The 20,605-nt window shown below is 64.4% G+C and carries 19 protein-coding genes; 10 read left to right on the forward strand and 9 right to left on the reverse strand.

The annotated features are described in order from the left end of the window. Positions 1 to 101: 101 nt before the first annotated feature. The 3 genes from QZ613_RS07390 (at position 102) to QZ613_RS07400 (ending at position 2,998) form a co-directional block, all read left to right on the forward strand. Positions 102 to 593 (forward strand): hypothetical protein, encoded by a 492-nt coding sequence (locus QZ613_RS07390; RefSeq protein WP_043568549.1) that lies wholly within the window; start codon positions 102 to 104, stop codon positions 591 to 593. After that, the gene (locus QZ613_RS07395; RefSeq protein WP_291866567.1) at positions 590 to 2,002 is read left to right on the forward strand and encodes a DASS family sodium-coupled anion symporter; all 1,413 of its coding nucleotides are present in this window, start codon (positions 590 to 592) and stop codon (positions 2,000 to 2,002) included. The genes QZ613_RS07390 and QZ613_RS07395 overlap by 4 nt, the downstream gene beginning before the upstream one ends. Positions 2,003 to 2,092: 90 nt before the next feature. Beyond that, a complete protein-coding gene (locus tag QZ613_RS07400) occupies positions 2,093 to 2,998 on the forward strand; it encodes a glutamate/aspartate ABC transporter substrate-binding protein (RefSeq protein WP_291866571.1) in 906 nt (301 codons plus the stop codon). Positions 2,999 to 3,127: 129 nt separating this feature from the next. Here the strand turns inward: QZ613_RS07400 and QZ613_RS07405 are convergent, their stop codons facing one another. Further along, positions 3,128 to 3,571, reverse strand: coding sequence for a universal stress protein (locus tag QZ613_RS07405; RefSeq protein WP_043568546.1), 444 nt, complete (start codon positions 3,569 to 3,571; stop codon positions 3,128 to 3,130). Positions 3,572 to 4,213: 642 nt separating this feature from the next. On the opposite strand from QZ613_RS07405, the gene QZ613_RS07410 reads away from it, so the two are divergent. Continuing rightward, on the forward strand, positions 4,214 to 5,461 hold the full coding sequence (locus QZ613_RS07410; RefSeq protein WP_291981902.1) for a cation:proton antiporter: 1,248 nt from the start codon (positions 4,214 to 4,216) through the stop codon (positions 5,459 to 5,461). Between the two features lie 57 nt (positions 5,462 to 5,518). On the opposite strand, the gene QZ613_RS07415 is transcribed toward QZ613_RS07410, so the two are convergent. Beyond that, positions 5,519 to 6,703, reverse strand: coding sequence for an acetate kinase (locus QZ613_RS07415; RefSeq protein ID WP_291981904.1), 1,185 nt, complete (start codon positions 6,701 to 6,703; stop codon positions 5,519 to 5,521). A gap of 421 nt (positions 6,704 to 7,124) precedes the next feature. On the opposite strand from QZ613_RS07415, the gene QZ613_RS07420 reads away from it, so the two are divergent. From QZ613_RS07420 to QZ613_RS07440, 5 genes are all read left to right on the forward strand, one after another. Continuing rightward, positions 7,125 to 7,694, forward strand: coding sequence for a lipid-binding SYLF domain-containing protein (locus QZ613_RS07420; protein WP_291863551.1), 570 nt, complete (start codon positions 7,125 to 7,127; stop codon positions 7,692 to 7,694). A 121-nt stretch (positions 7,695 to 7,815) separates the two neighbouring features. After that, positions 7,816 to 9,375, forward strand: coding sequence for a 4-alpha-glucanotransferase (gene malQ, locus QZ613_RS07425; protein WP_043568532.1), 1,560 nt, complete (start codon positions 7,816 to 7,818; stop codon positions 9,373 to 9,375). A gap of 39 nt (positions 9,376 to 9,414) precedes the next feature. Beyond that, complete coding sequence (locus QZ613_RS07430) at positions 9,415 to 10,197, forward strand: EAL domain-containing protein (RefSeq protein WP_043568528.1); 783 nt, start codon at positions 9,415 to 9,417, stop codon at positions 10,195 to 10,197. A 99-nt stretch (positions 10,198 to 10,296) separates the two neighbouring features. Next, positions 10,297 to 10,827, forward strand: coding sequence for a GNAT family N-acetyltransferase (locus QZ613_RS07435; RefSeq protein WP_291981906.1), 531 nt, complete (start codon positions 10,297 to 10,299; stop codon positions 10,825 to 10,827). Between the two features lie 85 nt (positions 10,828 to 10,912). Continuing rightward, entirely contained in the window at positions 10,913 to 11,854 is a 942-nt protein-coding gene (locus tag QZ613_RS07440; RefSeq protein WP_291863550.1) for a phosphate acetyltransferase, read from the forward strand. Positions 11,855 to 11,942: 88 nt separating this feature from the next. On the opposite strand, the gene QZ613_RS07445 is transcribed toward QZ613_RS07440, so the two are convergent. From QZ613_RS07445 to QZ613_RS07475, 7 genes are all read right to left on the reverse strand, one after another. Further along, positions 11,943 to 13,835: a DUF4914 family protein gene (locus tag QZ613_RS07445; RefSeq protein WP_291903399.1), complete on the reverse strand. Its 1,893-nt coding sequence runs from the start codon at positions 13,833 to 13,835 to the stop codon at positions 11,943 to 11,945. 266 nt (positions 13,836 to 14,101) lie between these two features. Further along, a complete protein-coding gene (gene trxC / locus QZ613_RS07450; RefSeq protein WP_043568520.1) occupies positions 14,102 to 14,536 on the reverse strand; it encodes a thioredoxin TrxC in 435 nt (144 codons plus the stop codon). 127 nt (positions 14,537 to 14,663) lie between these two features. Next, the gene (locus QZ613_RS07455) at positions 14,664 to 15,641 is read right to left on the reverse strand and encodes an MBL fold metallo-hydrolase (RefSeq protein ID WP_291903396.1); all 978 of its coding nucleotides are present in this window, start codon (positions 15,639 to 15,641) and stop codon (positions 14,664 to 14,666) included. 163 nt (positions 15,642 to 15,804) lie between these two features. Beyond that, positions 15,805 to 16,236: an MAPEG family protein gene (locus QZ613_RS07460; protein ID WP_291981909.1), complete on the reverse strand. Its 432-nt coding sequence runs from the start codon at positions 16,234 to 16,236 to the stop codon at positions 15,805 to 15,807. A gap of 82 nt (positions 16,237 to 16,318) precedes the next feature. Beyond that, entirely contained in the window at positions 16,319 to 17,191 is an 873-nt protein-coding gene (locus tag QZ613_RS07465) for a methyltransferase domain-containing protein (protein ID WP_291981911.1), read from the reverse strand. Then, entirely contained in the window at positions 17,191 to 17,712 is a 522-nt protein-coding gene (locus tag QZ613_RS07470) for an OsmC family protein (protein WP_291981913.1), read from the reverse strand. Before QZ613_RS07470 ends, QZ613_RS07465 begins: the two co-directional genes overlap by 1 nt. Positions 17,713 to 17,859: 147 nt before the next feature. Beyond that, positions 17,860 to 19,770, reverse strand: coding sequence for a BTAD domain-containing putative transcriptional regulator (locus QZ613_RS07475; protein WP_291981915.1), 1,911 nt, complete (start codon positions 19,768 to 19,770; stop codon positions 17,860 to 17,862). Positions 19,771 to 20,264: 494 nt separating this feature from the next. Here QZ613_RS07475 and QZ613_RS07480 point away from each other — a divergent pair, with 494 nt between their 5' ends. Beyond that, entirely contained in the window at positions 20,265 to 20,543 is a 279-nt protein-coding gene (locus QZ613_RS07480) for a hypothetical protein (RefSeq protein ID WP_291981917.1), read from the forward strand. Positions 20,544 to 20,605: the final 62 nt, after the last annotated feature.

The following is a 20,605-nucleotide window of genomic DNA, read 5'->3' on the forward strand; positions in this document are numbered from 1 at the left end:
GGCGAAGTATCGCCTTGCTCAGCATTCTCCTGGTAACAGCCTGTGGCCAGGCGGACGCTCCGCCTGCGGCAACTGCGACCACAGCGACGACTACGCCTGCGATGACTGCGACGACTGCGGCGCCGATGGCGACAGACGACAAGCGCACCTTCACCGGCACCTGGACCACCATAGGCAGTCGCCATGCGCTAGACCTCGGACCGGGCCAGCAGGCCAGCGTCTTCCAGCTCAGCGGGTCGCTGTTACTGAGCGGCAAGGAGCGAATAAATCGCGGTTTTCAAGCCCAGGTCATCGCCTTTTCCGACACCACCACCGGCATGCAGGGGCGCAGTGTATGGACTGACGAGCATGGCGAAAAGGTCTTCAGCGAGTTGAGCGGAGAAGGCCTGGGCCCCGGCCAGCTGATCGAAGGAAAATTCATTGGCGGCACCGGTCGCTACGCCGGGATAAGCGGCGAATACAACTTCAAATGGAAGCGCCTCGGTGCTATCGAAGGCAACGAACTGACCGGTCGGGTCGTCGGTCTGAATGGCTGGGCGCGCCTTGGCTCGCCCCATGCGGTTGCTCCCACCCCTGCAGGAGGTCAAAAATGAGTACAGCCGCTTTCGCAACGGGAAAGATCGTGAAGTTGGCGGGTCTGCTGATCCTCTTCTTTGGCCTCTGGTTCGCGCCGGTTCCCGAAGGGCTGACCGTTGAGGCCTGGCACCTCTTTGCCATCTTCGCCTCGGCGATCACCTCCGTGGTCCTCAATGTTTTCCCGCTGTTCACCTCGGCTCTGCTCGCCTGTTCGATCGTGGTGTTGACCAACACGCTGACTCCGGCCAAGGCCTACGGCGCCTTCGCCAACGCCATCGTCCTTCTGGTGGTGACGGCTTTCCTGGTTTCACAAGCGGTGGTCAAGAGCGGACTCGGCAAGCGGATCAGTCTGCGGGTGATCACGGTATTCGGGAAATCTACCCTCGGTCTGGCGTGCAGCATCTTCATCACCGATACCCTCATTGCTCCCGGCTTCCCGAGCAATACCGCGCGCGGCGGTGTTCTTTTCCCGATCATCCTGGCGCTGGCGCAGAACAGCGGCTCGACCCCCGATGACGAGAACAAGCGCCGCCTCGGCGGCTACCTGATGTTCTGCGGCATGGCCAGCCTGGCCATCACGTCGGCGCTGTGGTTCACCGCCACCTCGGGCAATCCGGTCGGAGCGTCGCTGGCCGCCGAACAGGGGCTTAAAGTCGACTTTGGCTCGTGGCTGCTCGCCTCCTCCGTGCCGTGTCTGCTGGTGATCGCCCTGCTGCCGCTGCTGCTCTATCGCCTGTTCCCGCCCGGAATCACCAGCACCCCGGACGCGCCAGAGCACGCACGCAAGGAGCTGCAGGCAATGGGACCGATGTCACGCCACGAGTGGATCACGGCGATCACCTTCGCGATCATGGTCACCGGCTGGATACTGGCCGCTCCCTACAAGCTGAACCTGACGGCAATTGCCCTCGCCGGTCTGGCCACGCTGATGATCACCGGCGTTCTGACCATGGATGACATGAGCAAGCAGGGCGGCACACTGGTTACTTTCATCTGGCTGGCGGTGCTTTTTGGCATGAGCGGGCAACTCAACGAAATGGGCTTCATGGGCTACGTCGGCGAGCGCCTGGCCGTCGGGCTCGAAGGCCTCGCCTGGCCGGTCGCCTACGTCGCCTTGCTGGTCATCTACGTCTTGCTGCACTTTGGTTTCGTCAGTCAGAATGCGCAGGTTCTGGCACTGCTCGGGGTTTTTCTCGACGTCGGGGTGAAGTCAGGTGTTCCGGTCGCCCTGATGGCCTATGCGCTCCTCTTCGCGAGCAGCTACTTTTCGGTGATCACTCCGCAAGGCGGCAGCCAGAACATCATCTTCGTCGCCAGCGGTTATCTCAAGCAGAGCGAACTCTATCGCCTGGGCTTGGCGACAACCGGTTTCTGCACCCTGGTGTTTCTGGTCATTGGCACCCCGTGGATTCTCTGGGTCGGCTAGCCAGGACACCGCGAGACGCTCCGCACACGCTCGCCGCCGTCGTTCCGACCAACGGCGACCAATTTTCCGATAGCAAAGGAGACAGAGACGATGTTCACCATTTCGCGGCGCTTCGCCATTGCGGCAACGCTTGCCACTTCCCTGATGTCGGCGCCGGTCCTGGCGCAGGAATTGACCGGGACGCTGAAGAAAATCAAGGATAGCGGAGTCATCACTCTCGGCCATCGCGAGTCGTCGATCCCCTTCTCCTACTACGACGACAAGCAGCAGGTGGTCGGCTACTCGCAGGACATGATGCTCAAGGCGGTGGCGGCAATCAAGGCCGAATTGAAGCTCACCAAGCTCGACATCAAGCTGCTGCCGGTGACCTCCGAGAATCGCATCACGCTCGTCGAAAACGGATCGGTCGACCTGGAATGCGGTTCAACGACGAACACCAGCGAACGGCAGAAACAGGTCGCCTTCTCGAACAGCATCTTCGTCGTCGGGACCCGCCTGATGACCAGGACCAACTCGGCGATCAAGGATTTCCCCGACCTGGCCGGCAAGACTGTCGTGACCACGGCCGGCACGACGTCCGAAAGCCTGCTGCGCAAGATGAACGAAAGCAGCAACATGAAGATGAAGATCATCAGCGCGAAGGATCACGGGGAAGCGTTCCTGACCCTGGAAAGCGGCCGCGCGGCGGCCTTTGTAATGGACGAGGTGCTGCTCTACGGGGAACTGGCAAAAGCCAGGAACGCCCGCGACTGGGCGGTGGTCGGAACGCCGCAATCGTATGAAGCCTACGGCTGCATGTTGCGCAAGGACGACCCGGCGTTCAAGAAAGTCGTCGATGAGGCGCTGGCCAAGGTGATGACCTCGGGCGAAGCGGAGAAGCTCTACGCCAGGTGGTTCCTGCAACCGATCCCGCCGAAGGGCCTGAACCTCAACTTCGCCCTCTCGTATGCGCTCAAGAAGCTGTACAAATCGCCCAACGACAGGGCCTACGATTAGGTACGAACTAGCTACGATCAGGCTTCGAGCCAGGGGGAAAAGCGCTCCGGCAGGCTGTGGTCATCCGACGCCCAGGCGTAGACGCAAACGCTGCCGGGACGAGGCAGCCTCCGCGACGGATCGTCGCCGTTAGCGGTAGACGATCACCGGCACCGTCGAGTGTGACAGCACCTTGTGCGTGACGCTGCCGAGGAGCAGTTTCTTGAATTCGCTGCGCCCGCGCGAGGCCATGAAGACAGCGTCGCAGTGCTTCTTCTTCGTTGCCTCGATGATCCCCTCGTACGCCGACGCCGGCTTGCTGATCAGCCCCGTGTACTCGACCCCGGCAGCCGCAGCGGCCTGAGCGATCTCGTCGAGGTACTTCTCGCCCGTGGCCCGGGCCAGCCGGTCAAGCGTTTTCACCACATTCTTCTCGATGAGATCGCCGTCGCCGTAGACAGACGGCGGCAACATCACGATCCCGTAGTAACCGGTGACCTTCGCGCCGAGCGCCTGCGCCAGCTTGATGCCCGCCTTGATGGCCTTGCGTGACACCGCCGAACCATCGGTGGGAATGAGAATATTCTTGAACATCTTGTGTTCTCCGAGTAATTGGCACACTGCGAGGGGACGTACCCCGCCTCTCTTGCAGGAGCGGGGAAACCGCCAAACCACCACCTTGACGCCAGCCCTCCCGATAGCGAACGGAAGAAGAAACCGTGCCCTCAGGCACCTTCCCTCCACCTCAGAGATCCCGGCCGTCCGGCAGGCATGCGCCACGCCAAGGGGATCCGCAAGCCCACGATTTTGAAAGCAGTATATGGGCGTCGATGAATCGCGGTCAATCGCGTGGACGAGCGACCCTCCCCGCCTTGTTCGGCAAGGGCAAACGCAGGATCGGTGTTGGTCGCCAAGGCCGCTGATTGCCGTAGCGGTAGCCGTCGCCAAGGCTGCCCGCGTTCGACCATGATGATTTCCGCATCCTCGTCCAGCGTGCGCAGGCGTGCTGCACACGACGCGCCGCCTGACTGACCCCGTGCGGCCTCAGTGCCGCCGCCAAAACGAGCGTGCACCGCTGAGCGGAGAAGCGCTTCCGGCCCGGCGCGGACCGTGACAAATGAATGCCAATCGCTGCTTGACGGCCACGAACGGGCAGATCAGAATCAATCCCGTTTTACGTCGCGTGCAGACCGTCAGCGCCCGCTTGATGGCTGTTCGCCTCGACAATACGCCCACATGTCGATCGCCGCTGCCTTCATCGTCCTGGTCTTCAGCTACAGTCTGATATCGCGCAAGCTGGCGAGCACGCTGATCACCGCGCCAATACTCTTCACCGCCGCCGGCGCGCTGATGCTGCTCTTCCCCGAAGCGTCCAGGGAACTGTCCCTCGACCGCAAGGCCCTCCTCTTGATCGCGGAAGTGGGGCTGGTAATGACCCTGTTTACCGATGCTTCGCACATCAGCCGGCGAGCGTTGCAGGACAACCACAGCTTGCCGGTGCGCCTGCTCAGCGCCGGCATGCTGCTCACCATCCTGCTCGGGGCAGCGACGGCGATGGCCTGCTTTACCGACCTTTCGTGGTGGGAGGCCGGCATCCTCGCAGCGATCCTCGCGCCGACCGACGCCGGCCTGGGGCAGGTCATCGTCAACAGCCCGCAGGTACCGGCGCGCATACGCCAGGCACTGAACGTCGAGGCCGGGCTCAACGACGGGCTGGCCGTTCCCTTCCTGATGCTCTTCATCGCTCTCGCCGCAGCGATCGAGGAAGGCGCCGGTACGCGTGGCGTACTCGCGCATTTTCTCGTCGAACAGATTGGCTACGGAACGGCCATCGGGCTGGCCATCGGGCTCGGCGGCGGCCTGCTCATGGGACTCGCACAACGCCGACAGTGGATGACGCCCGAGCTTGGCCAGCTTGGCGTGGTGGCGATGCCGCTGCTGTGCATACTCGCCGCCGAGGAGTCCGGAGCGAGCATGTTCATCGCCGCCTTCGTCTCCGGGCTGGCGGCGCAGGTCGGCTTCCCGAAGGTCGGGCGGCACAGCGTCGAATTCACCGAAGGCTGGGGACAGCTGTTCAACTTCTTTGTGTTTTTCCTGTTCGGTTTGCTCTTCGCGCGCAGCTGGCACGATTTCACGCCGGCCATCATGCTCTATGCGCTGCTCAGCCTGACGGTGGTGCGCATGCTGCCCGTAAGCGTCGCGGTTGCCGGCATCGGACTCAGTCGAGCGAGCGTACTCTTCCTCGGCTGGTTCGGCCCGCGCGGCCTGGCGTCGATCGTGCTGGGCCTGGTGTACCTGGAGCAGCAGCCCAACCTTCCGGGCGAAACCACCATCCGTCTGGCGGTCATGGCCACGGTGCTGATGAGCATCGTCGCGCATGGTCTGAGTGCCAAGCCGGGCATCGAACGCTACGCGCGCAGCAACGAAGCGCTGCCACCCGACGCACCGGAACACGCGGCCGTCGTGGTCCCCGCGACGCACTAGGCATCGCCACCCGGACGGCTCTCGCAGCGCCCGGCGCCCGCTGGCTTGCGGCCGTGATTACAAGCCGAGCAGCTGCCGCGTGTGACGCGCAATCATCAATTCCTCGTTGGTCGGCACCACCCACGCCGATACCCTGCTGCCGACGCTGCTGATGCGCGCAACGGACTGCTCGTTGGCCAGCGGGTCGAGGTCGATTCCCAGCCATTGCGCCTGTTGGCAAACCAGTCGGCGAATCAAGGCGCTGTTTTCGCCGATCCCGGCGGTGAACACGAGGGCGTCGAGGCCGCCGAGCACGGCCGCCAGCCCGCCGAGTTCGCGGCTGATGCGATAGACAAAGTGATCGATCGCCAGCCGAGCGCGCGGCGAGTCACTTTCCTGCAGGACGCGCATGTCGTTACCGATACCGGACAGGCCGAGTAGACCGGAACGCTTGTAGAGCAGGTCCTCGATCTCTTTCGCGCTCATGCCCTCCTGCTGCAACAGGTAGAGGACGATGCCCGGATCCAGGTTGCCCGGTCGCGTGCCCATCATCAGCCCGTCGAGCGCGGTAAAGCCCATCGAACTGCCGACGCTGCGGCCGTTGTGCATCGCGCACATGCTGGCGCCGCTGCCGAGATGGGCGACTACGACACGCCCGCCGGCAATTTCCGGAGCGACCTCGGGAAGGGTCGCAGCGATGTACTCGTACGAGAGCCCGTGGAAACCGTAGCGTCGGATACCGCGTTCGTAGAACTCGTAGGGCAAGCCATAGAGCTGCGCGACCTCGTTCTGGGTGCGATGAAAAGCGGTATCGAAGCAGGCGACTTGCGGCAAGCCGGGTCTCGCCTGCTCGACGGCGCGGATGGCCGCGAGATTGTGCGGCTGATGCAGCGGCGCCAGCGGCACGAAAGCCGCAAGCTCTTGCATGGCCTGGGGCGTGATCAGCAACGGCGCGGAATACTCCGGACCACCGTGCACCACGCGATGGCCGACCCCCACCAGCTTCGTGCCGACGAAGCGGGAACCCAGGAGCGCGGCGATATCCTGCAATGCCTGCGCGTGATTGCCGATTTCCGTCGTGCTCCGTCGCTCATCAAGAATTACTTGGCCATCGGGGCCCTTGGCCTTGAGGCGCGGTGCCGTTCCAAGTCCCTCGACCTGGCCGACGGCGACGGCGCTGAGGACGCCAGGAGCGCCGGCGTCAAAAAGCGAGAATTTCAGGCTCGATGAACCGGCATTGAGGACCAGAATCGCGCTCCCCATCTCAGCCTCCCGCTCGCGTCGCGCGCGACGCCGTGGCGACAATGGCCCTTGGCAAGGCGGCCACAGCGGGTGAAGGAAGATTGGCGCGCCGGCTTTCGGCACAGCTGGCAAGGGTGATCGAAACGGTCATGATGTAGTCGTGCACTCGTTATGGTCGGACAGTGGCGTTGCAGCGGCGAAAAAACTACGCTCGCGTCGAAGTTCACGCGAAAACCGCGGCGACAGCGGCTTGGCTCGGCGTCGCACGCGAATAGCCATTCTAGCGTATCGTTGCGCAACCGCGAACGGCTTGGGCAAGCCATGGCGGCGGGACGAGATCGCGTCGTCGCGGCAAGCCGCAAGGGCAGACTTTGGCTTATGATCACGCTTCGACACGCCGCGTACACGAACTTTCCACAACCACCTCCGCCGGGATAGCGCCATGAACAGAACATTTTTGTCACAATTCTCGTCATCATGCCGTTGGCTGCTGCTTGCCGCCATGAGCGCGACGCTGGCCTCCACGGTCACCCTCGCCGCAGACCATTCGGCACTCGAACGAGACGCGCGCAAGGCCTATCAGAAGCTGATCGCCAAGCAGCCCGTCGCCAAGGCCTTGTCCAGGGACGCGGTCGCCGTCCTCGTCTTTCCGAAGATCACCAAGGCTGGTCTCATCGTCGGCGGGCAATACGGAGACGGCGTGCTTTTCACAGACGGCAAAGCCACTGGCTACTACAACACATCCGGCGCATCGTATGGACTGCAAGCTGGAGCGCAGCAGTACGGTTATGCCATGTTCTTCATGAACGACCGCGCGCTCAAGGCCCTCGGCGAGAACGAAGGCTTCGAAGTCGGCGTCGGCCCCTCCATTGTGGTGGTCGACCAGGGCATGGCCAAATCACTGACCTCGACAACGGCCAGGGACGACATCTACGCGCTGATCTTTGGCCAAAGCGGGCTGATGGCCGGGATTGGCCTGCAGGGAAACAAGATTACGCGACTGCCCGATTGATCATCGTCTTTTCTGCCCATCTCGGCCGCCAGAAGACCGCGGCACCGACCAACGCACCCAATGGCCGTCATCGGTCGCTCACCAGAGCGCAACGGCCCTCGCCTAGATAAAAAGGACCCGGATGAACTCACCCCCCCGCCAAAGCGGCATTCTCCTGCACCCGACGTCTCTCCCCGGAGAGCACGGCTCAGGCGACCTTGGCGCTGCGGCATTTCACTTCGTCGACTGGCTGGTCGCCGGTGGGCAGACTTTGTGGCAGCTGCTGCCGCTGACCGGCCTCGGGCCGGGAAACTCGCCCTATTCCAGCCCGTCGGCTTTCGCCGGTAACGAACTGCTGATCAACCTCGAAAGCCTGCGGGAAGCCGGCTGGCTGAGCGCAGCCGACCTCGCCGAAGCGCCGGCTTTTCCCGAGCAGCGCATCGATTATGCCGGCGTACGGCCGTTCCGGATGGGCCAGTTGCGGCGTGCCGCCGGCCGCTTCTTCGCCGGCAGCAAGACGCGCGAGCACGCGGCTTACGACAGGTTCTGCACCGATTCGCGCGCCTGGCTCGACGACTACGCACTGTTCATGGCCCTGGATATCGCCCACCAGGGCGAAAATGGCACTCTGTGGCAGGAATGGCCGGCAGCGCTCGCGCACCGCGAAGCGGCTGCGCTGCGCGAAGCGGAAGTCACGCACGGCGAAGAGATCAACTTCTGGAAATTCTCGCAGTGGTGCTTTTTCACGCAGTGGGCGAAGCTCAAGGCCTACGCCAACGCCAATCGCGTCGAGATCGTCGGCGACCTGCCGATCTTCGTCGCCGGGCACAGCGCCGATGTTTGGGCCAACCCGGGGCTCTTCGACCTCGACCAGAGCGGTCATCCGCGCGTCGTCGCCGGCGTACCGCCGGACTACTTCAGCGAAACCGGGCAGCGCTGGGGCAACCCGCTCTACCTCTGGTCGGCGCATGCTGCCGAGGGCTACCGCTGGTGGATAGAACGCATGCGGCAGACGATGAAGCTGTGCGACATCGTGCGCATCGACCATTTCCGCGGCTTCGAATCGTACTGGGAAATCCCGGCCGCCGCCGAAACGGCGATCGACGGCGTCTGGCAACCGGCGCCAGGCGAAGCGGTCTTCGCCGCCATGCGTCGCGAACTGGCCGACGAGAACGGCAGGCTGAAGATCATCGCCGAAGACCTCGGCATCATCACCGACAAGGTCAGAAAGCTGCGCCAGGACGTCGGCCTGCCAGGCATGCGCATCCTCCACTTCGCCTTCGGTGACGATGCAAGGAACCCCTACCTGCCGCACAATTACGACGCCAATACCGTCGTCTACACCGGCACGCACGACAACGACACCACCTGCGGCTGGTGGGAATCGCTCGAACAGAAGGAGAAGGAGCGCGTGCACGCCTATCTCGGCGTGGGCAGTGAAAACAGCGAAGAGCTGTGCTGGTATCTGATCCGTCTCGCTTTCTCCTCGGTGGCCCAGTTCTGCGTCATACCGATGCAGGATGCGCTGGCCCTCGATACCGCGCACCGCATGAACCAGCCGAGTGTCGGCGAGGGATCGTGGGAATGGCGTTATCGCTGGGATCAGGTCAAGGCATGGCACGCCGAACGCCTGGCCGATCTGACCGTCCTCTACGGCCGCGACTACGAGAGCCAACACCCCGTTGAAGAGGACGAAAGCTGATCGCCGCCGGAACATGACCCCTGCCAGGACCGTCAGCGCATGACCCTAGCCTCGACCGAGCTGAACGCGATTCGCGATGGCCTGAACAAGGGGGAGTTCTTCATCGAGTACCTGCCCATCGTTTGCCTCGGCGATCAGACCTGCCTCGGGGCGGAGGCGCTCATCCGCTGGCGGCGCCCTGATGGCGCCGTCGTCCTTCCCGCCGGTTTCATCCCGCAGGCGGAGAACACCCCGCTCTCCGGGCTGATCACCTACTGGCTGATCGACACCCTGGCCGTGGAAGTCGGTGGCTGGCTACGAACACACCCCGAGGCACACCTCAGCCTCAATGTACCGCCCGAAATCCTCGGTCGCGGCGGCCTGGAGTACGCCGCCGGCAAGTCCGGTCTCGGCGAGTTTCGCTCGCAGCTGATTCTCGAAGTGACCGAGCGCGGAATTCCCGACCGACTCGGTTTGATGGCCCTGAACAGCATGCATCGCGGCGGCATCCAGCTGGCCCTCGACGACGTGACGATGAGCGGCACCAATCTGGCGCTCATTTCGCGCTGCGACTTCCATATCATCAAGCTTGACCGCCTGCTGACCGCCCAGGTTACCGCCGAGTGCCCGCACCCGGACTGGTTGCGCAGCCTGGCCGGACTCCTGCAGGCCAGCGATCTGGTCGTCGTCGCCGAAGGCATCGAAACCGACGCCCAGTTGCAGGCGCTGCGCGCCGCCGGCGTGCAATGGGGTCAGGGCTACCACTTCTCGCCGCCGCTGGCCGTCGGCGACTTCATCGCCTGGTACGCGAGAACCGGAAAAACCGGCACCGGGCAGCGCTGACCCCTTGCCGCCGATGGTATGATGCGCCTGGGCACGCAAGCGGCCGGATGACGCCGCCGCTGGCTGCAGCACGTCCGCCTGGATCGGGAGCTTGCGACGATGAACGACACTTTCGCCCCCTTCGACGCCACCCTGCGCGACGGACGCAGCGTGCACCTGCGTGCCATCAGCCCCTCCGACGAATCGGAACTCCTGCAGGCCTTCGCGCGCATGAGCGCGGATGCCCGCTACATGCGCTTCATGCGCAGCGTGAGTGAACCGAATGTCGAGCGGTTGCGCAAGGCGCTCGCCACAATCCCGGAGCATGGGATCGGCATCGTGGCGACGGTTCGGGCGCCCGACGGGATCGACATCGTTGGAACCTGCATCGCCATGATCGGGAACGATCCATCGCGCTGCGAGTTCGCCATCACCGTTGCCGCCGACCACGGCCGCAGCGGGCTCGGGCGCGTGCTGATGACCGCGCTGATCGAGGCGGCCAGACGACGCGGGCTGTACGAGATGGAAGGCTTCGTACTCGCCGTTAACCAGCCGATGCTGCGGCTCGCGGCCGGCCTCGGTTTCACGATCAGCAACGACCCGGACGACTTCAGCGTTCGCCTTTGCCGGCTGCGCCTAGCAGCGAGCTGAGCGACGCTGGCCAGTGCTTGGCGGCGGCGAGCAATCCGACTGACACCAGCCAGCCAACGACCAACATCGCAGGGGAGAACCCACCATGGAACATAAGCACGAGAAGTACCAGCGCCTGATCGACGCATGCAAGGCGCTGCCGCCGACGCCGACGGCGGTCGCCCACCCTTGCGACGAGAGCTCGCTACGGGGCGCCATCGACGCGGCACAGATGGGCTTGATCGCGCCGATCCTGGTCGGCCCACAGGCGCGGATCGAAGCCATCGCCAGGGGACATGGCATCGACATTTCTGGGCTGCCGATCGTTGACACCCCGCACAGCGAGGCCTCCGCCGAAATGGCCGTGGCGCTGGTTCGCGAGGGCAAGGCCGAGGCGCTGATGAAAGGCAGCCTGCACACCGACGAACTGATGGCTGCCGTCGTCGCGCGCAACATCGGGCTGCGCACGGCGAGCCGGGTCAGTCATTGCTTCGTCATGGATGTTCCGAGCTACGCGGAAACCCTGATTGTCACTGACGCCGCCATCAACATCGCGCCGAGCATGGAAGACAAGGTACACATCATCCAGAATGCCATCGACCTCGCGCACGCGCTGTACATTCCCGAGGTGCGCGTGGCCATTCTGTCGGCGATGGAGACGGTCAACCCGAAGGTGCCGTCGACCGTCGAAGCTGGCGCGCTGTGCAAGATGGCAGATCGGGGCCAGATCACCGGAGCCATCCTCGATGGTCCATTGGCGCTCGACAACGCCATCAGCCTGGAATCGGTCGCCATCAAGAAGATCAAGTCGCCGGTGGCCGGCCGTGCCAATGTGCTCGTGGTCCCCGATCTCGAAGCAGGCAACATGCTCGCCAAGAGCCTGTCCTTCCTCGCCGGTGCCGACGCAGCCGGCATCGTGCTCGGCGCGAAGGTGCCGATCATCCTGACCAGCCGCGCGGACTCGGTGATGACCCGGCTGGCCTCGTGCGCCGTGGCGGTAATGGTCGCCGCTGCCCGGCGCGAGAGCGTCGGCATGGCGGTTAGCTGAAACAAGCGACGGCGCGTGCGGTCGTGAGACTGCACGCGCGCCCAGGGGTCGGAATCTTCAGCTTCGTCGGATTTTCCGGACTCCTGCGTCAATCGTCCTCTTCGAGAACCTGGATCGGCAACAGGGCCACGTAGTCTTCGACCGAACCGCCCGCCAGGCAACACTCGATAATCTTGCGGCCCAGAGGATTGATGTCGTCTTGCAGGAACTGCCTCAGCTCATCATGAAAGAAGTCGGTCAGTTGCTTGGCGCCCGCATCATAAGTCTCGTTGCCGACCTCCGGCTGTTTCTCGACCTGCAGCATGATCCCGGGAATGGTCTGTCCCTCGACCACCACGCTCTTCATCGCAAAGCCGAGCAGCGGACAGCGCGACGGAGTGACCTGCTCTGGCGCGAAGCGCGCGCCACCGCGACGAGCGAGATATTCGCGGGCGATCCATTGCGGCATGAAACCGGTCTCCCACGCGCCAACGTGCTGATTCGGGCACAGGATGTACTTCATGCGCGGGGTGGCGACGATCTGGTCGAGCAGCAGGTTGGCCTGGTCCACCATGCGTCCGGTAGCGAAGGGCCAGTACGAACCCACGCCCTCAGAAGTCATGCCTTCGGTGGCCACGATGCTCGGATTGGCATGCCCACGCGGTGCGACCAGCCGCCACAACCACGCCAGCGCCGGTGGCAGCAGATGGAACATGCCAACGATACCGTAGGTCGGGTTTTCGCTGGTGTTCGGCGGACAGCGCACACCGAAGCTGCGAATGTCTACACTGACGGCGCCTTGATAGACGCCCGGCACCGCCTTGCGCGGAATGACGACGCGCGGGTTTGGACACGGCTTGCCGGGCTCGTCCTCGATATGCTCCCAGATCAGCGCCGTGCTACCCGGGTGGGCGTCGATGTTGAGAAACAACATCGGCTCGCTGGGATGGATGGTCATCTTCTCGAGGTTGGGGTCGGTGCCGTAGCGGGTAATGTGATTGACGCGCACAAACCAGCCCTGTTCGGCATCGATCAACGCCAGGCGCCCGTCGTTCTTGCCCAGCGAGGGATGGCACAATGCCATATCGTCGGTCACCGCGCGCAGTTCGCAGTTGTGCGGCAGCACCAGGGTGCGGCGTTCGCCCGACAGGACGTTGGTGCCGAGCAACAGCGCCCCGTCCTTCTGGCGATGCACCTGCTCCAATATTTCGCTCTTGCCACCGCCGCTGGCACCCTCGTGCATGATGCACAGCTTGTTCGCATAGGGGGTGATGACCTGCACCGTCGCACAGTGCGCGGTCAGCCAGTGCTCGCGTTCACCGAGGGCGAGCAGTACGCCGTAGATGCCTTTCTTGGCACTCGGGCCCGGATAGAGATTGTAGCTGAACAATTCGTGCCGACCGGGACGGCGGTTGTGCACCACCATCTGCTTGCCCTTGAAATGGGTATGGCGGAACGGCGGCGCGACGAAGATCACGGCCTTCGGGTCAAAGTCCGCCGACAAGGCCTTCTCGTCCATGATCCCCTGCAGCAAGGCCAGCCCGAGGGCGAAGAAGCCGGCGTTGGCCGGAGCCACCACCAGAGCATCCATACCCATGCCGGGAACTCCCGCGATAAACGGAAACAGCGCCAGCTCCTGGGTCTTCAGCCAGGCAAAGGTTTCGCCGCGCAGTGGCTCGAAAGATTCGCCGTACTGGTCCTCGAAGCGCGGCTTGTCGGTCGGCAGGTCGTCGGCGATGACCATGCAATCGGGATCGCGGCGGCGCATGTAGGGCTCGACGTAATTGGCCGCAATGCCGTTCTTGACCCGGCACACGTTGGCCTCTAGCACCCGGCCCCGGCCAGGCACTTCGTAGGCCACCTCATGGACGCCGTTCACGGCGTCGCGCGTCGCCAGCTCGTACAACTCCTGCCAGGTACTGGCCACGGTAAATTTCGGACATGCTTCCAGAATTTCCTGCACCGACAAGGGGATCTGAAAGCCCACATCAACTTCGTTCATGACAACCTGCTCCCGGTAAAAAAATCCAACAAACGCAACAGAACGGGAACGATTGTAGCAGGCCGACCACCCGGGAAATATGTCAGACAACCAGTAAAAACTTGCTTTTGTTCAAAGCTTTATCTGATTGACGAAAGGCATCGGCGGGGCTTGCCGAAAGGCGCGCCGCAGCGCTTGCAGGCGGTCGGCGCGATGCGCCAGGCAGGCAAGCGCATGCTTGGCCGAAGACCGCGGAAATGCTTCTTACCCGGGCAAGAGAACAGCCGTCAGTGCAGCGACCGCAACCAGCGAACAATGCTCGCCGTATCCATCGCCCCGGCCTGACGGGCGATTTCCCGGCCGTTCCGGAAAACGACCAGCGTCGGAATCGAACGGATGCCAAAGCGGGCGGCAAGCCCCTGCTCTTCCTCGGTATTGACCTTGGCCAGGCGCGCGGCGGGTTCGAGTTGCCTTGCAGCCGCCGCGAACGCCGGCGCCATGGCCCGACAGGGGCCGCACCACGGTGCCCAGAAGTCGACCAGGATCGGCAGTTCCGAGCGTTCGACATGGCGGTCGAAACTGGCTGCATTCAGCGCGGTTGGCGTCCCGTCAAAGAGCGGCGATTGACAGTGACCGCATTGGCCGCCATCGCCTAGACGCTCTTCAGGCACCCGGTTCGGGCGGTGGCAATGCGGGCAGACAACTATTTTCGGGGTACTCATGGCGGCAGCGGAGGCTCCAGGATCGATATCACCTACATGGTGCCATTGGCCCCGCCTTCAAGCCTCCGTTCGGTCGCCGCGACAAGCTTTTCTCCAGCACTTGGCGAGCAAGCACGGGCAACTCCGCTCAACAGCCCGCCACGCACGTTCCCTTGCCGTCGAAGGCCATCGTCACCCCGCTAAGCGGCAGGTGCGTCGGCACTTTGCTCGCCGTCCTGAACGCCGCGGCCTTGGTGTCCGGCCGCAGCTTGCCATCCCGGGTCGACGCCTCGTTGGCGTGTGAGACGATGACCGAGTTCGGCTTGACGAGTTCATTGATGACGTGCGCGGCCTCCATCGGGCCCGTGGTAAACACGTCGCCGATGTTGATCACCACAAGATTCGCCTTGTAGTAGCCGCGCACCACCAGATCCTGCTCGGCGGTGATTCCAGTGTCGCCGGAGAGATAGGCGACGAGACCGTTGCTGAAGCGCAGCACGTAGCCGGTCGGCGGCCCGACGTAGGCGGTAAGCCCGTTCCTGCTCAGCGCGTCGCGATGCGCCGGGTCAAGGAATGCCGGCTGCAGGCCGTTGCTGTGCGCGGCCGGAACCGTCGTCACCTGCACGCCGCCGACCTTCGCGCTGGCGCCGAAGCGCACCAGTTGCACCTGCTTCGGGTCGCCGCCCAATTCCTTTATCCGGCTGGCGAAAAAACTGCCCATCTCCGAACCGACCAGCAGGCTGGCCTTCTTCGCCACGACGATGTTCGCCGTATTCGAATTCGGTGTGACCTTGACCGAGAAATCCGGCTTGCCGCATTCCCCCGCGTTCGCAGACGGCTGGATCAAGTCGCCCAGATGGTCGCCATGGACATGGCTCAGGAGCAGTGCATCGATCCTGCCGAGGCGTGGATCGTCGGGACCGCGAACGGTGCGCCCGGCGTCATAAAGGATGCGCGTTCCGTCCGGATCTTCGAAGACGATCGCCCGGTCCAGGCTGCAGAACTCGCCGTCGTGACTGCCCAGGGGCGTCACTTTCACCACTCCGCCCGCTGCCTGCGCCAAGCCAACCGTGCTGACCACGGTGGCGAGCGTCAGCGCAGCACGCACAAGACCTGCCTTTCTCATTCTCCTCTCCTCATTCCGGGTGGGTGACGCGACCCTGCCGTGCCGGCCGCAGCCTGTCCGACTCTCAGCGCGTGAATTCGTTGCGCGCGGCAAAAACTCCTCGCGGCACTGCTCGGCCGGGTGCCAGACAGCTTCGCGCCCCGACCTGCGCCGCAGGCGCCGGTTACACGCCCCCGCCCAGCCTGGCGACGAGGATCCCAATCAACGCCAGATAGCCGACAATCTGCACCAGAAAGAAGGCGAAGCGGAGCGCTGTCACGGTGTCGGTCTGGACGAAACAGACGTGCACCAGCGATTGCATCACGCGGGCCACGAGAATCGCCGCTGCCAGCCCATCGACAAGCGTGCCGCCGACGTTACCAACGTGCAGCGCAACGACGATGGCGCCGAAAACCGGAAGATTCTCGATGCAGTTTGCGTGTGCCCGCATCGCGCGTTTGTAGCGATCTGATCCCTCGACCTGATCGGCCCGGAAACTGCTTATCGGTACGCGACCCGCCAGAATCAGACTCCAGCGATAGACGCCAACCGTGCTCAACAACAACAGCACGGTCCACGCGGCAAATCCAAGCAACATCCACACGGGTAGGCTCATGGCGCTGGCTCCCAACGCAAGCGCTCTGACCTGTCGGCCTTGTTTTCCCCGGTGATCCGGCAAGCGGAAATTGTCTTCGCGGTCATGGCGTCGCCCCCTTCCGGCGAACTTTCAGCACTGGCTGACTTCCGGCCGCCGCCGCTTTGACACCGTAGCCGATAAGAAACTCGCCTGGAATCGCATAGCCCTCGCCGAGTCTGCAGGATTCGAGCGAGCGCAGATACTCGGCGCGTACCGCTGCGCGGGTCGGCGCATCGAAGCGCGAGTAGGCCAGGGCGACCGGCCCCCCGAGAAAGGCCGCGTCGCAGGCTTCGGCGGCGCTGCCATAGCGCAGAAGCACGGATAGACGTTCGCTCGCCACCCCGCTCAGGCCGGCAGCGTGGAGCGCGTGATGCAGGGTATCGCCGCTGCCGGTGCGAAAGAACAGTGGGCAAACCTCGGACTCGACGCGCGCGTCGACGATGGAAAAGATCTCCGCCCAGGCGCAATGACTGCGTTGCCCCCAGACCGATACCGCCAGCTGGGCGCCGGGCGCGAGCCTCCGTGCCATCACCGCGAGCGCTTGCTCCGGATCCGGCATGTACATCAGCCCGAGACCGCACAGGATGACGTCGAAACCACCCTCCGGATCGGGTGGCGCCTCGCCGTCACCGCGTTCGAAGCGACAGTTGTCGAGACCGAGAGCCGAAGCGGCGGCACGCGCGGCGTCTACCATCTTCCCCGACAGATCGATTCCGATCACTGAGCCATCGTTGCCGACCGCGGTCGCCGCCGCAATCGCCAGGACGCCCGTTCCGCACGCCACGTCGAGGACGCGATCGCCCGGCTCGATGGCTGCGCGCTCGAGCACGCCCTGCGTCGCGGGCAGCACCTGGCTCATCCAGTGCTGGTCATAGAAATCGACGGCGTGGTCCCAGCCGTAGCGCTGGATACGGCGTTGCAGGCGCGCGTCCATCACGCGACCGCCGTCGTCCGCAGGACGCGCATCTCGCGGCTCAGACTCTGGGCTTTTCTGAACAGCTGCAGGTCCGGACTGCGCGCGTCGGCCTCGTCGATAACCCGCTGCAGGTCGCTTTCAGGCGCGTCGCTGTCGAAGGTGACGAGATAGGCGAGAGAACGATAGTTCGGCACTTCGGCCTGACCGCAAAACAGGCCGCGAATGTCCGCCTCGGCGCGCAGCTCGACCTCGACGCCGCGAATCGGGACGCCGAGGTAGGCGGCGCGCATCGAATAGCCGATCGCCAGGCAGGTGCTCAGCGCGGCGCGCACAAAGGTGCTCGGCGTCGGTCCGCTGGCGGTGCCGCCAATGGGCTCGGGCATGTCGGCGACGAAGGTCCAGTCGTCTTCGCTGAATTCACAGCGCATGCCGTCGCGGACGGTCGCCCGCGCAATCGTGCTCATCTGCGCCGTTGCCGGATGTTTCGAAAAAACGTGCTCGGCGCGTTGCAGCGCGACTTGCATGGCTTGCTGGTTCATTTGTCTTCTCCTTACGGGTTGTCGATCGACCGGTGAGCGCTTGCTGCCGGTCCGGGGCTCGTAAGGAGTTTCTTGCGGGGGCGTCAATCGCGCGTCCCGGAAAGCGTCAAACGGTCGTCAATTCGCCGTCAAATGCCGCGCGATCTTTCAGCATCCGGACGAGATGGCGAGGCGGTCGAGGGCGCTGCCGACAAAGCGCCGCATTTCGGCCGGCGTGAGTTGCGGACGTATGCGCCTTGCCTCGGCGAGCGCCCTGACCGCCTCGCCATCCTTGCCGAGCTTGCTCAGGACCATGGCCAGGACAATTCGCGCCGGATAGAATCTTGCGTCCGCCCGGCAAGCGCCATTCGCCGCATCGAGCGCTTCGTCGAGCCGGTTGAGGCGGACCAGGCCACTGGCCAGCGCCGTCAGCCAAACCGAGCGACGGTAGTCGGTCGGACTGGTGCGCAGACCGCGGCGCAGTGCCTCGACGGCAGTTTCGAACTGCATTTGCAGCAGCCGCGTCGCGCCGAGCGCTGCCCAGGCCTGCGCATTGTTCGGGTTCTCCTCGATCGCCCGCTCCAGCAACGGCACCGCGCGCGCCGGATCGCCGAGGTGGGCAATGGCGCATGCCGCCATGCCGAGAACTTCGGAGCGCGTCGGTTCCAGCTCCAGCGCCTTTTCCGCGGCGGCGAACGCCTCCTCCCGGGCCTGCACGCCGTGCAGCAATCCCCAGTCGTGGGCGAAGGCGATGATCATCGCCTTGTGCGCACGCGCCAGCGCAAGTCCGGGATCGAGCGCGATCGCCTCCCGATAGAAGCGCACGGCGGCGTCCACCGCGGCTTCCGACCACCCGGCCGAGAACAGGGCACTCGCCCCCTGGTGCGTCTTGTGCCAGGCCTCCTGCCGGTCGCCGTGAGCAGCGCCCGCTGCGGCCTCGGCGAGGCTGAGCTGCTGTTCGATCCTGGCCGCGGTCGCGGCAACGAAGTCGTCGACCTCGGAACTGGTCCCGCACGACGCCAGATCGTGTTGCAGGCTCCACAGGTACTGAGCCTTTTCCCCGTCGACGATCTGCAGCGCAACGCGCAGACACCCGCTCTCGGGCCGGCGCAGGCTGCCGGTGACCAGATAGCTTGCACCCAAGACCCGCGCGAGTTGAACCAGATCGTCCGGATTCGGCTGCATCGCCGCAACGACCGCTGGCTGCACGACGACCCTGAACCCCGGTGTGCGCGACAGCTGTCGGCTCAGCTCATCGGCCATCGACGCGGCAAGCGACTCGAGTTCGGGCGCGCGCGCGACATTGGCAAACGGCAGGACGGCAAGGACCGGTTGCCCGCGGCCTTCGCCGCCGCGCAACGTGCCGCTGTCCTGACGCATGGCCTCGTGCAGCGCCTGCGTTGCGTCGTCGGGTTCGATCTGCAGTTCCTTCCGCAACAGATCCCTGCACAGCTTGTACTGGGAAAGTGCTTCGCTGCGCCTGCCCAGGGCATCCAGCGCGCGCATCAGGGCGCGCTGGGCGCCCTCGTTCACGGGATCGTCGGCGAGCAGCCGGCGCAGCAGCCGTACGGCGTTCTCATGCTCCATTTTCCCCGCATGGTGTGCGGCCAGCCGCATCATCGCGTCCGCCGCCACCTTCGCCAGCCGCGTGCGCTCGGCGCACAGCCAGTCCTCGAACGCCTCCTCTTTCGTCGCCAGTCCGTCGACAAGAGGCCCGCCGTGGAGCGTCAACGCTTGCGCAAGTTCCGCGCCGTCCGTACTCACCGCGAGCGCCGCGAATTCGGCCAGGTCGGACGAGCACACACGCGTATCCAGGCGGAGTGTCTCGCCGCCGGCCTCGACAATCGGCGCATCCCGCCGCAGGGCCGTAAGCACCTGACGCAGGCTGTGACGAGCGCGCTCTTCCGCGAGATCACCCCAGAAGATCGCCGCGATGCGTTCGCGCGTGACGGCAGCAGGACTGTGGGCGGCGAGAACGGCAAGCATGCCCTGCGCCTTGCGCGAGGCGACGGCCATTTCCCGGCCGTCCTCGTCGTCGAGGCGAAAGCCGCCGAGCAGCGTCAGACGGAATTTCGGCATGGCCCTGGACGCCTTGGCAATTGAATGGGACGCTCAATGATAGGCCAAGGCCCGGCCGACCGTGGAAAACCTGGCTGCCGGTGCGTAGCGGCGGGCGCCAGCCGCTGCTTGTGCGAGGCTTCCCAAGGCGGCGGCAAATCTTGACGGCCGCCCCGTGCCTTCCCTCCCCTGGACGGCTGCGCCAGACCTGGATCCCGGTGCAGTCCGGGCCAGCCCCTCACGCCCACAGACAGCGGCCATTTTCCGCACCCGTCTTGGCCGCGATCGTCCGACCAATCGCGACGCAGGAAAAGTACGCGCAACTCCTCCCGGTAGGAGCCCGATTCATCGGGCGATGGCGAGCCTGTGTACTGTTGCACGCAGTATGGAACTTGTTAACTCCAGCGACGACATGGTTTCAAATTGCCGTCCAGCTTGCTGAAAGTGTCGTCGGAAAGGCGCATGATCGGCCTGTGTCCGTGCGTGGGCGGCGGGCGGTCCAGAAGGGAGCGGGTATGACCACCAGAATCAAGATAGCCGCGGCCGAAGTCCGGCTCGGCGATTTAATCTACAACGGTCTCGGCACCAGCAAACACCCCACCGATACTTGGGAAACGATCACCCAGGTTAATGTGGTGGAGGGTCTGATCTTGCTGATTACCGGCCGTCTCAGTGGTCCCCATGGCGAGTTCTGGTACGAGCCTGACGAACTCGTGGCGGTGGTTCGCCACCCGCCCGCGGAGCCCGAGCCGATGGTTGCCAAGCCCCACAACAAGCGCTCGCGCGGACGCTAAACTGCGGTTGCGTCGGGAAGCATTTTCAGCCACTGGCCACTACCGCCTGGTTGAACATCCGG

It is taken from the genome of Candidatus Accumulibacter sp. ACC005, from assembly GCF_907163215.1.
Classification (GTDB): Bacteria; Pseudomonadota; Gammaproteobacteria; order Burkholderiales; family Rhodocyclaceae; genus Accumulibacter; species Accumulibacter regalis.